This is a genomic window from Wolbachia endosymbiont of Drosophila simulans wHa (assembly GCF_000376605.1).
In the GTDB taxonomy this organism is placed as follows: Bacteria; Pseudomonadota; Alphaproteobacteria; order Rickettsiales; family Anaplasmataceae; genus Wolbachia; species Wolbachia pipientis.
Genome location: NC_021089.1, coordinates 494,627 through 507,140 on the forward strand (window position 1 = coordinate 494,627; position 12,514 = coordinate 507,140).

The 12,514-nt window shown below is 35.5% G+C and carries 9 protein-coding genes, 1 tRNA gene and 2 pseudogenes; 6 read left to right on the forward strand and 6 right to left on the reverse strand.

Annotated elements, in window-relative coordinates; all coding sequences use genetic code 11:
* Positions 1-45 precede the first annotated feature (45 nt).
* Both pdhA and WHA_RS02180 read left to right on the forward strand, forming a co-directional pair.
* Entirely contained in the window at positions 46-1,026 is a 981-nt protein-coding gene (gene pdhA, locus WHA_RS02175) for a pyruvate dehydrogenase (acetyl-transferring) E1 component subunit alpha (protein ID WP_006279887.1), read from the forward strand.
* Between the two features lie 408 nt (positions 1,027-1,434).
* Complete coding sequence (locus WHA_RS02180) at positions 1,435-2,358, forward strand: RluA family pseudouridine synthase (protein WP_006279888.1); 924 nt, start codon at positions 1,435-1,437, stop codon at positions 2,356-2,358.
* Between the two features lie 7 nt (positions 2,359-2,365).
* Here WHA_RS02180 and WHA_RS02185 read toward each other — a convergent pair whose 3' ends face one another.
* Positions 2,366-3,628, reverse strand: a complete 1,263-nt coding sequence (locus tag WHA_RS02185; RefSeq protein WP_015589043.1) for an MFS transporter — start codon at positions 3,626-3,628, stop codon at positions 2,366-2,368.
* A gap of 61 nt (positions 3,629-3,689) precedes the next feature.
* Positions 3,690-5,492 carry an aspartate--tRNA ligase gene (gene aspS, locus WHA_RS02190; protein WP_015589044.1) on the reverse strand — a complete coding sequence of 601 codons (1,803 nt, stop codon included), beginning with the start codon at positions 5,490-5,492 and terminating at the stop codon, positions 3,690-3,692.
* A 196-nt stretch (positions 5,493-5,688) separates the two neighbouring features.
* Here aspS and WHA_RS02195 point away from each other — a divergent pair, with 196 nt between their 5' ends.
* The 3 genes from WHA_RS02195 to WHA_RS02205 all read left to right on the forward strand — a co-directional run bounded on the left by WHA_RS02195 (position 5,689) and on the right by WHA_RS02205 (position 9,087).
* Positions 5,689-6,120, forward strand: coding sequence for a hypothetical protein (locus WHA_RS02195; RefSeq protein ID WP_006279891.1), 432 nt, complete (start codon positions 5,689-5,691; stop codon positions 6,118-6,120).
* A gap of 3 nt (positions 6,121-6,123) precedes the next feature.
* Positions 6,124-6,747, forward strand: coding sequence for a heme ABC exporter ATP-binding protein CcmA (gene ccmA / locus WHA_RS02200; protein ID WP_015589045.1), 624 nt, complete (start codon positions 6,124-6,126; stop codon positions 6,745-6,747).
* 1,044 nt (positions 6,748-7,791) lie between these two features.
* Positions 7,792-9,087, forward strand: a complete 1,296-nt coding sequence (locus WHA_RS02205) for a Na+/H+ antiporter NhaC family protein (RefSeq protein WP_015589046.1) — start codon at positions 7,792-7,794, stop codon at positions 9,085-9,087.
* Here the strand turns inward: WHA_RS02205 and WHA_RS02210 are convergent.
* Positions 9,016-9,651: a hypothetical protein gene (locus tag WHA_RS02210; protein ID WP_041573515.1), complete on the reverse strand. Its 636-nt coding sequence runs from the start codon at positions 9,649-9,651 to the stop codon at positions 9,016-9,018. The two genes, WHA_RS02205 and WHA_RS02210, sit on opposite strands and share 72 nt — an antisense overlap.
* 85 nt (positions 9,652-9,736) lie before the next feature.
* Between WHA_RS02210 and WHA_RS07485 the strand changes: the two are divergent.
* Positions 9,737-10,830 (forward strand): annotated as a pseudogene (locus WHA_RS07485) (IS3 family transposase).
* A 24-nt stretch (positions 10,831-10,854) separates the two neighbouring features.
* Here WHA_RS07485 and WHA_RS06755 read toward each other — a convergent pair.
* From WHA_RS06755 to WHA_RS02230, 3 genes and pseudogenes are all read right to left on the reverse strand, one after another.
* Positions 10,855-11,023, reverse strand: a pseudogene (locus WHA_RS06755) (IS4-like element ISWosp8 family transposase); the annotation flags it as partial.
* Between the two features lie 260 nt (positions 11,024-11,283).
* Positions 11,284-12,147, reverse strand: a complete 864-nt coding sequence (locus WHA_RS02225; protein WP_015589047.1) for a gamma-glutamyl-gamma-aminobutyrate hydrolase family protein — start codon at positions 12,145-12,147, stop codon at positions 11,284-11,286.
* Between the two features lie 218 nt (positions 12,148-12,365).
* Positions 12,366-12,438: transfer RNA gene (locus tag WHA_RS02230), tRNA-Phe, on the reverse strand.
* Positions 12,439-12,514 lie beyond the last annotated feature (76 nt).

Here is a 12,514-nt window from a genome sequence, read left to right on the forward strand (position 1 = left end):
TTAAAATTCCTGGTATTGTGTTAGTTTAATGAAAAAGAAATCGATATGAAAGCAGAAAATTTCACTAAAGAACAGATAATTGGATTCTACAGGAAAATGCTACTCATACGCAGATTTGAGGAAAAAGCAGGACAATTATATGGGATGGGATTAATAGGCGGGTTCTGTCACCTATCAATAGGACAAGAAGCAGTTGCAGTTGGAACTCAAGCTGCATCAAAATTAGGTGACGCTTTTATCACAAGTTATAGAGACCATGGCTTAATGCTCGCATGTGATTCTGATCCAAATGTTGTAATGGCAGAGCTTACCGGCAAAGAAACAGGATGCTCGAAAGGTAAAGGTGGTTCGATGCACGTATTTGACGTTGAAAAAAAATTCTTCGGCGGGCATGGAATAGTGGGAGCACAAGTTCCAATTGGCACAGGAATAGCATTTGCTAATAAATATAAGAAAAAAGATAATGTGGTATTTACATATTTTGGCGACGGTGCTGCAAATCAAGGACAAGTATATGAATCGTTTAATATGGCATCTTTGTGGGAGTTGCCTGTGGTTTACATCATAGAAAATAATGAATACGCAATGGGAACCTCCGTGCAAAGGTCAACTTTAGTAACAGAGTTATATAAAAGAGGAGAAAGTTTTGGTATTCCTGGAAAACAAGTTGATGGAATGGATTTTTTCTCTGTTTATGAGGCTACAAGCGAAGCAGCGGAACACACACGCAGCGGAAAAGGGCCTATCCTGCTTGAAATGAAGACATATCGATATCGCGGTCACTCAATGTCAGATCCTGCTACTTATCGCTTAAAAGAAGAAGTTGAAGATATGAAGCAAAATCATGACCCTATAAGCACTTTAAAGAAATACATGACAGATAATAAAATGGCTTCAGAAGAAGAGTGCAAAGTAATTGATAAGGAAATACGTGATTTAGTAAAAAAGTCGGAAGATTTTGCCAAAAATAGTAAAGAACCAAGCGTTGATGAGCTGTATACTGATGTTTATAAATTTGTTAGCTAATTTTTTTATCCAGAACTGTACAAACATTGTATAGTAAACGATGTCATCCAAATAGCTCCTTCTCCCGTCATCCAAGTGCCCTCCTTTTTTTGTCATCCCAGTGCTCTGACTACTTGGATCCAGCTGAGTTGGTGAGTATAAAAGTATAGCTAACGCAAGCTCTACGTCATGCCGCCGCGAACCGTCATACCGCGATTCATTCGCGGTATCTCTAGATCCCGCTAACAAGCAGCGGGATGACGGTTGTCAGGCTAGCTGTCATCTCAGTAGTCTCCTTCTCCTGTCATCCGAGTAGCTGACACTGGTTCCTTTATGACGGCAGTAACCCCTTCGGTGTCATTCCAGTGCTTGACACTGGAATGACACCAATAATTGACATTTCACTAGATATTCATTATAAATAATGGAATGCTACAAAGTATAAAAACCATATTAATAGAAGACGATAACGTTAGGCTGGATAGGTACATCAGAAGAATCTTTCCTGATCTAAAGCAATCTGTAATTGAAAAATCTTTAAGGAAAGGATTAATCAAAGTTGATGATTGCAAAGCAAAGTCCAGTGATAGAGTAAATTCTGGGCAAACTATAACGCTGAAGCACTTGAATTATATTGAAAACGCTAATTCTGATCGCAAATATAATGAAAAGTTAGTGAATCTACTAAGAGAGAACATATTATATGAAGACGAATATATACTAGCTATAAACAAACCCGCAGGGGTCATCGTTCAAGGTGGCGTAAAAGTAAAGATTAGCATGAGTGATTTGCTTGACCAAATAAGAGAGGGAGAAACATTTAAAATTGTCCATAGGCTAGATAGAGATACGAGTGGAGTGATAATATTCGCACGCAACGCTAATGTTGCCAGATACCTTATGGAAGAATTTAAAGGACGAAGAGTAAAAAAAACTTATTTAGCATTAACTTCTGGCATACCGAGCAAGGATAGTGGAACAATAGACTATCCATTGGTGAAAAAATATGTTTCAGGTCAAGAAAAAGTGGTCGTTGATGAAAATTCACCTCAGAATGCCACTACGCATTTTTCAATTATAGCAAAATCCAAACACAATGTTGCTTATTTAAAATTACAACCAATTACCGGCAGAACCCATCAGTTACGTGCACATTTAGCTCATATAAATTGCCCTATTCTTGGTGACGGTAAATATGGTGGTAAAAAAGCTTTTATTGATGGGATAGCAAATAAAATTCACCTTCATTCGCATTCTTTATCTTTAAAACTGCCAAACAATAAAGAAATCACTATCACCGCTCCTATCACTAAACACATCGAAAAATCCATTGAAGCGCTATTTTTCGACTGAAACGATTTCACCAATCAACTTTTCTGTCTTTGGCTTTAATTTGAAGCACAGATATTAGGCTAATTAATGTGCAGGCAGTAAGATAAATGCCTGCTGCAAGTTTTGTTTCGGTTTTTTCTATAAGCCACATGCATATGTATGGAGAAAGGCCACCAAAAATTCCTGCAGATATATTATTTGCTAAGCTTACGCCAGTGCATCTTACTTTTGTTGGAAACAGTTCACAAATAACAGAACCATATATTCCAAAAGATGCACCTACTGGTATAGTAATCAATAAGTAAGTTATTATTACGACATAGTGGTTAACGGAAGATAATAATGGTAATACACATGTACCAATCAGAGATAGCATAATCAGTACAGGAATCATTACGCGTTTTCTTCCAACTTTATCAGATAAAATTGCAAAAAGTACCGCAGATGCTGCAAATACAACCTGTATTACTATCCTCATTAAATCTTTAACACTAATAGATAAAATAACTAGCTCTTTTATTGATATATTATAAAACATTATTGCTGCGTAGACAATTGCATTCTGAGCAATTCCCAGATTGATTGAAATAATAAGCGGTCTTTTATAGTTTCTTACTAGTTCTAACAATGGTGAATGTGCTAAATTATTAGCGTACTTATTAGTTTTATATGCTAAGCTTTCTTTTAATATGTACCTAGTTAAAAAACCTATTGTCCCCAAAAAAAAGCAAAAATAAAAAAGCAACTTCCATCCCCATATTTCATAGTTCTCACCTGTAACTCTTTTGCAGATAAATATCATTGTTATGCATAAGAGCGTTCCAAGGGCTCCGCTAAAGGGCTTCATACTTCCTAAGAAACCTAGATTTTTTTTATCTTTTGAATGCTCTATCGTAAATGCTGTATTAATGCTTGTTTCACCTCCTGCAGTTATTCCTTGCACTATTCTACAAAACACAAGCAATACAGGTGAAAGCAACCCTATTTCTTTATACCCAGGTATAATTCCCATAATTGTGGATGATATTGAAATTAATATTACTGAAGTAAGTAAAGTCTTTCTTCTGCCATACTTATCTCCCATATAACCAAAAATTACTGCACCAATTGGTCTAAACGCAAAACCAATTGCAAAAACACCAAGGAATTTGAGTGTACTCAAATAATGATCTTCTGATGGGAAAAAAACGTTGATGATTGTATCTGTTAATACTCCAAAAAGAGTGAGTTCATACCACACAATCATGTTACAGATCATGCCCGATAGTATTGCTTTTCGGATATTATTCATGGTCTTTCAATTTAACATAACCTAATATATCATTAACCGGTGCTCCTTGCTATAAAATTTTTCATTCAATAACCTTCAAGGATAATTCACGTAAATGCTTATCCTCCACCTTGGAAGGAGCACCCATTAGAACATCTTCACCTTGCTGGTTCATAGGAAAACAGATTACTTCACGAATATTTGGCTCATCAGCAAGCAGCATAACTATTCTATCAACTCCTGGTGCTATTCCACCATGAGGAGGAACACCAAATCTGAATGCACGTACAAGTGCACCGAATCTTGTATCAACTTCTCCCCGGCTATAACCTGCAATGGCAAAAGCTTTATACATGATATCCAGTTTGTTATTACGAATCGCCCCACTTGACAGTTCTATTCCATTGCAAACAAGATCATATTGGTAAGCAAGGATATCCAGTGGATTTTTGTCCTCTAAATCTTTCAGACCACCGTGTGGCATGGAGAATGGGTTATGAAAGAAATCTATTTTTTTACTTTTATCGTCATATACAAAATATGGAAAATCAATGATCCAACAAAACTTGAAGATATTATCATCTATAAGACTGAGTTCTGACCCTAAAAGAGTGCGTACTTTTCCTGCAATGTTTGCCGCCTCATTCTCTTTGTCAGAAGCAAAAAATACACTATCTCCTGGCTCTATGTTTGTTGCTTCTCTTATGTGGTTTAGCCTATTTTCATCAAGAAATTTAGCAATTGGGCCTTTCGCAGTTCCATCTTTATCAAACGTTATATATCCAAGACCCTTAGCACCGAATTCTTTTTGCGCATGTTCTATCTTTTTATCAAAGAAGCTGCGTGGTTCCTCTGCTGTTTTAGGTGCAGGGATGGCTCTCACTACCATACCACGCTCAATATTGCTTTTGAAAATATTGAACCCTGAATCACGAAAAATTTCTGTAACATCGCTGATTAATAGTGGATTACGCAAATCTGGCTTGTCAGAACCATACTTAAGCATTGCCTCTTTGTATGTAATGCGTGGAAAATCTTTATCGACAGACTTGCGAGAAAATTTGGCGAACACTTTATATAAAGCAGATTCAATAACGTCAAATATGTCCTCTTGAGTCACAAAAGACATTTCAAGATCTAGCTGATAAAACTCTCCCGGAGAACGGTCAGCCCTTGCGTCTTCATCACGAAAACATGGTGCAATTTGGAAATATTTATCAAACCCTGAAACCATGAGCAACTGTTTGAAAATCTGCGGAGCTTGTGGCAATGCATAGAACTTGCCAGGATTTAGCCTGCTTGGCACTAGGTAGTCGCGTGCTCCTTCAGGAGAGGAAGCAGTGAGTATTGGAGTTTGAATCTCTAAAAATCCTCGCTCTATCATGAGCTTGCGGAGCTCTGCAATAATTTGTGAGCGCAAAATAATATTGTTGCGGACTTTTTCACGTCTTAAGTCAAGAAATCGATATTTAAATCTCATGTTTTCTGGGTATTCTTGCTCGCCGGTAATGCTTGCCAATATACTTCTTTCTTCTTTTGCTATTTCTTCATCAAAGTGGAACTCAACTTCCGATTCAACGCGCAAATTGTTGACTATCACCTCGATTTCTCCGGTAGAAATAGAGCTGTTTACCGTATCTTCAGTTCTAGCTTCAACTATTCCTGTAACAGTAATTACACTCTCCAATTTTAAATTTGATATCTCATCAAAAAAGTCTTTGTCATTATTAAATACTAGCTGAGTGATTCCGTAGAAGTCCCTTAAATCAACAAAAATTAGGTTACCATGGTCGCGCTTACGATATAACCATCCAGAAAGGGTAACTTCCTTTTCTACGTCGTTCTTCCTCAGTTCATTGCACGTATGAGTTTTATAGCAGTTCATATTTGTTTTACTTCTAAATTCTTTAAGAAGTATAGAAATAAACCTTATTACATACAAGCCCGTTCGTCAGATATTTGCGCAATTTTCGAAATAGAGCAGTACTGCTTTTATATTGTCTTTACCCGCAAAAAAATTGCACAATTTCTATAATTATGGTATAATAGCAAGGGTATTTTTAATGAATTAGATACAGGAAATGCCACTTACACAGATCATATTATATAGCGTAACATTACTTGCTGTAGCTGCAGTATTTCTCTTTTTGAGAAAAATATACAAAAATCGCATTAGAAAAATCATATTTCCTAGAAAAGTTTTTAAAGAAGAGTGGGAAGAAGACAGAAAATTCAATGAATTATATCAAAAAAATAAGCAAAAAGAGTTGCTGAAACAACAAGAAACGCTACGCGAGAAACAAAAAGATGTGCAAGTTTATAAAGAAGATCCAGAAATAGTTGACATAGCAAAACCGGTAGGTAAATGGACAAAGATGGTTATGATGGGTAATGGTTTAATGCAGCGTTTTGCACAATTGATACATAGAGAAGGCGGACAGAAAGGATTTTGGGAGCTGTTTGTAAAAGCTCAGGCTTCAACTCAAGGTAAACATAAGGGAAAGGGCAGATAATCCATGCTTGAATGTGAAAATTTATCCTGCACTCGTAATAATAAGGTACTATTTAAGAATCTCAGTTTTAAAGCTGAGCTAAAATCAAAGATTCTAATCACTGGTCCAAATGGTAGTGGTAAAACCAGCTTAATTAGAAGTTTATCTGGACTTTTACCGCCGGTATCAGGCAATATAAGGCACTGCGGAAAAGATATATATGATGATCCAAAATCCTATATATCTTCTATGGTCTATATAGGCCATAAGAATGCCTGTAAAGATAGCTTAACTGTTGCTCAAAACGTAGAATTCTGGGCAGGAATACGAAATACTAGAGAATTGATTGTGGCAGCTATTTGTTGCTTGCAGTTGCAACCTGTACTTAATATTAGATATGGCGAACTTTCTGCAGGCTGGAAAAGGAGAGTTGCGCTTGCTCGCCTCTTGATTTCTAATGCAAACGTTTGGCTGATAGATGAACCATTTTGTAATCTTGATAGTGCAACGTGTGAATTAGTGCTGAACTTAATCTCAATACGCTCTGAGCAAAATGGTATAGTAATTATTACAGGGCATAGCTCTACAGAGCAATTGTGTGATTTTACAACGATTGATATACGCGATTTCAATAGACTTCTTGCATAGTTTTTGGCAGCACGTTAACAACCATTAGAAACGAAAAAACTTCCTTGACAAACTCCGCCAGCCTCCTTATCATGAAACTGAAGCTATTTATTTATCTTCTCTGTACAGATTAAATGACAAAAAAACTCACGTATCTGGCGTCTCATGTTTAATTTTTTGCACTATGTGCACTCTATGTCTTTATCAAATTTCTAGGTTTTTACCTATACAAGCTGAAATACGCTTATAAAGCATTTAAAACATCAAAAAACGCCAACTTAAAAAATGGATAGTGAATAATTAGCTACCCTAGGGTTTCTTTTGCCTTTTTTTCTGTTTAGTAAATTTCTTAAACATTTATGACTAAAGGTTAGTTGCATTAAAAAGCAGCTAAATCGCGGTTATTAAGCGTTTAGAATAAAAAAACGCCATACTTGAAAGTATAATGTAAGTAATTAGCCAACCACGGGGCTTCTTTTGCCTTTTTTTTTATTTGGTAAATTCCTTAATGTTTATGGCTAAACGACAACCGTCATCCCGCTGCTTGTTAGCGGCTAAGGGATACCGCGAAGGGATACTGCGAATGAATCGCGGTATGACGGTTAATTATTCTGCGGCGGTATGACGTAGAGCTCGCGTTAGCTATACTTTTATACTCACCAACTCAGTATCCAATCTGGATCCAAGTAGTCAGCTACTTGGATGACACCCTGTTGAGGCTGCGCTTACACATTCCACTTTCTATGCTCACCAAACAAATTTGCTTATTCGCAGCAAAATTTTCTGGATCCAAGTATTCAGCTACTCGGATGATATCTTTGTGTTTGAAGCAAAACCAGCTATAACATTTCTTCGCAAACAAATGTTCGTACAGTTGTGCGCGTGATGCTGGAATCTAGACAACAATTAGATCCTATTGTCAAGCAATAAGCTACATGTGCTATTTATTTAGTAGATTAAATATGAAGTTTAAAACTCTGCTATTGACTTCCTGTAGAACTAGTGAAAACCAAACTTGCTTAAAACCACTTAATTAGTTATAGTTATAAGTTTAGGTACAGCAAAATGACAGCTTTTGTCCCCTTGATTATTTTTTTAATCTTGTATCTTGGAAGTGGTGCTTATTTTTCTTTTATCGGAACTGATAATCCACTTCATCAGGTTTCACCAGTAATCTGCTTATTACCAGCACTATTTTTTGCTGTCTCACGTGGTACAAATAAAATTCAGCATAACATCGATACTGTTATCAAGGGCATGGGTGACAAAAACACCCTTACTATGTGTTTAATTTTTTTATTTTCTGGAGCATTTTCTGCGGTGACTCAATCAATCGGTAGCGCAGACACTGTTGCTAATTTAATTCTTAATTTCCTTCCAGCAAGATTACTGCTGCCTGGAGTATTTTTGGCTTCTGCTTTTATTTCAACTGCAATTGGCACATCTATGGGAGTTGTTGCGCTGATGGTACCTATAGCTGTTAATCTGGCAAAAAGTGGAGCTTTTGGTCTCGAAATAGGAACTGCAACTGTAGTAGGTGGTGCCGTGTTTGGCGATAACCTTTCGATGATATCTGATACCACCATTGCATCTGTTTCTTCACAGGAAGCTTCAGCAAAAGATAAACTTAAAATGAACTCTAAAGTTGCACTTATTGCCAGCATTATAACACTCATCTACCTAGCAGTTGCCTCAAATAGTACAAAAATTATTTCTATATCAAATTTAGATTATTATTCTATAATAAAAATTATTCCTTACATTTCTTTAATAATCATGGTGCTGCTTGAAGTCGCCACTTTAGTAACAATAACTATAAACATAATTATTGCTGGTGTGCTAGGAATAACTTTTTTTGACTATGCTATCATTCAATTTCCTCATGACGTGTATGACGGTTTCAAAAAAGTAAACGAAATAGTGATATTTGCTCTATTTATCGGTGGATTGAGCCATATAATGTACAAGCAAGGTCAAAAAGCGTTGCATAAACTCATCGATGAAAGCAATATCACAAAAACTAAAGCTGAATTTGTGATAGCAGGAATTGCGTCTATGTTTACTACCTTAGTTGCCAATAATACCATTGCTATTTTACTAAGTGGTGGCATTGCAAAAAGGCTTGCACAAAAACACAGTATTGCGCCACATCGCAGCGCATACTTATTAGATGTTTTTGCTTGTGCTACAAAAGGTATCTTACCTTATGGTTCCCAACTATTGCTAGCAGGTAGCATCGCCTCTGTATCACCTATTTCTTTATTAACACAGGTATATTATTGCTTTATTCTAGCGGCAGTTACAATAGGCGAAATAATCATCAACAGCAGAAAAGAGAAACATTGTGCGGCTGCAACTTAGAGTTTCTCTTTTTTTACCCATAAGGAACGGAATTACTTGACACCCTTCGCCAACCCCCTTATTATGATGTGTAGTACAATGATACAAATTAAGAATTCCCCCATCCTGTGCTGGTTCTTCGATCTGAAATCCTACTTCTACCTGATCACAACCAATGTTAATTTGTCCTATTAATGCTTTAATAATGCCGCGCTTAGTTTGCCAATCTAGCTGTTCCAGGTTCGATTTTACACTAGAATAAAAATTCTTTATGCTATTTATAATAAGACTTATTCCTTTTTCTACTGCCTTCTGATCAACTACCTTTTTTTTCTCTTCTTCTATCCCTTGTAAGCGTTCTTTCATTTTTCTCATTGTCTGTTTAAATTCTTCCTCGCTTATATATCCTTTCTCTCCTGCATTTTCTTGACTATAATAATCTTCCATTAATTTTTCGATACCTTCTTTTATTTGATTTTCTCTTCTTGCAAACTTTTTCTCTGATGATTCATCATTTTTATTTTCTAATACTCTACGTTGGTATTCCTTTTTTATCATCTCTGGGTTTTTTAGTACATCTTTCACCTTTTCCCATACTGACCTTACCCAGAAAAAGTGGAGAGAAAGAAAAGAGTTTTTTTGGGTAAAATAAAATTTTGGAGGATTAGAAATGGCAAGAGAATATACGGCAGAATTCAAATTGGAAGCTGTTAAGCTGGCAAATGAACAAAGAAAGGTAGGTCAACCAGTTGCAAAAGTAGCAAGAGATCTAGGAATAAGGGATAGTGTATTAGGAAAATGGATGAAGAAATATAACGAAAAAAAGTCAGCGGCAAATGCATTTCCAGATGTAGCACCTTATGACAAAGAGAGATTTGATTTACAGAAAGAGTTAGCAAAAGTAACAAGAGAAAGAGACATTTTAAAAAAAGCCCTGGCCAGTCAAAAAGAGTAAAATATTTTTTCATAAAAGAGCATAGTAAACACTATAAAGTGCAGGAATTATGTAGGGTTTTCTGCTAGTGGCTACTATAAGTGGACTACAAGGAAAATAAGCAGTAGAGAATCAGCAAATAAAGAGTTATTAGCAGATATTCAAAAAATATATCAAGCTTCTAAATGTAGATATGGAGCTCCTAAAATTCATGCTGAATTAAAGGCTTTGGGTAAAAGTTGCAACTTAAAAACAGTGCAAAGTATTATGCAGAAAAATGGTATTCAGGCTATATTGAGAAGAAAATTTAAAATTAAGAAACAACAAACGGACAGTAGCTCCCAATATATTAGACCAAAACTTTATTGTCGATCAACCAAATAAAGTATGGGATTACTTATATAAAAACCAAAGAAGGATGGCTATATTTGGCAACAATAATCGATCTATATTCACGCATGGTAGTTAATGAGCAGTTCAATAAATAAACAATTGGTTATGGACTCTTTATTAATGGACGTTAACAAGCGTAAACCTGCCAAAAATCTACTATTACATAGTGATCAAGGTTCACAATATACTTTGCAAGGTTATCAATATCTCTTATCCATAAAAAACATAGATGAGTCATAAAGGTTGTTGTTACAACAATTCTGTTGTGGAAAGCTTCTTTAGCTCATTGAAAAGAGAAATACTTATTGATACTTCACAACACTCTGCTCAACAAACTAGAACTGCAATATTTGAATACATAGAAATTTTTTATAACAAACAACGTCACTATTAACTATTGCATTCCTGAGCATTTTGATTCATCATTCTCTTTGTGAAAAACATTCCAAACTTTCTCTCCACTTTTTCTGGGTAAGGTCACATGTCAATGGCTCCATAAGTTCACATTCTATTCCCAAACTTTTTTTAACTAACTTTAAAATCATAGAAAATACTGTCGAAAAAGGAAGTTTTCTTGTTCGTGTAAAACTCAACACAATGGATTTTCTGAAAAGTTTTCGAGTATATTATATTTTAAATTTGTAGAATAAGGTTTTTTCCTTTTTGCATATTTCACCTAAAAAGGACACATTTTAGACTTCTTTGTTGAAATAAAACAGAAACAAAAGTGCTGTCCCTTGCACTCTTTGGATAATTTAATGATAAAAAATTTGGAGAGAAATTTTATACACTATCGCTGATATTTTTCCTTAAGTTGACGCCATTGCCTGAACGGATACATGACAAATCTATCGTTTATCAAATCGTCGGTAAGCCTAAAGCTATAGCCATTAAGCACGATAAAGAAAATCATTCATAATCGCTATAGCAACTAGTGTAGACACTTGACGTTCCTTGTGATTTGATAAATAGAGGTTTTTATCTGACTTCACAACAAGGGCTTCTGGATGACTTTGAAAGTGAACATTACCATGCTTATCTTCAATAGCCTCTATTACCCCCTCACTGGAAAATGCTGCAACTTTATATCCAAGTGACTCCAATTTTCTTCTATTTTCTGGTGTATTACTTACTGCTCCTGAATGAGCATCTGGAAAATATGTTGAAAACCAGCCATTTTCATTAGGTATTAGGAATTTGGCTACTACTTCTGCTAAACGACTATTTGGAACGATCTTTATCTGCTGGAGAGGTACATCCTCTTTCTGTGGATTAGGTGCTGATTTTAAATGAGATCTTCGTTTCTCTTCATCACTCACAACACTCACTACTTCAATTCCCTTTGCATTCATTATGCCTTCACATATGCCAAGCAAATGAATTACAGGGTTATCATCCACTATTTTTACAATTGCTTCAGTAACAAGCTGGCGACAAGGAGTGGGTGCTGAGTGTAAATTATCCGGAATAAATATTCTATTTATTTTGTGCTCTTTAACAAACTTTGCAACTTCAACTTTTATTCGGTCTAATGTTAGCTTCTTTGCCAATGTTTCATCTTGTTTTGCGAGATTAAGTGACTCTGTCTGAATTTTTTTAAGGCTAATTATCTTATTATAATCAATCAGTACAGTCTTAACCCCAAAGTTATTAAACATCTCATAGATATTTTGAGATAGCCCAAGTTCATGTGCTTCTTCCGTTTTCAACAAACCAACAACTACGTCATTATTTACTGTATTTTCTGCCGTCAAGACAGTTGACACTGGTTCTTCTTTTCTGGTTACATGTTGAGATGCCGGTTTTTCACTAACGCCAGCATAAGTAATATTGCTTAATAATAGAACTATAATTAATAAGATATTAAATAGTTTATTATAATATTTATATACTATGACTTGCCTCCCTAATATTTATATTACGATATAGAGTATTTTATAACAAAAAGGCAAGTTTGCCAAGAAAGAGAAGGTGGCCTGAGCAGGAATCGAACCAGCGACACAAGGATTTTCAGTCCTTTGCTCTACCAACTGAGCTATCAGGCCAACTGTATACTTTTATTTTTAGATAAAAAATGTTATTATGTCTATCAAAAGTTTTTAAAGTAGTTTATAAAAATAA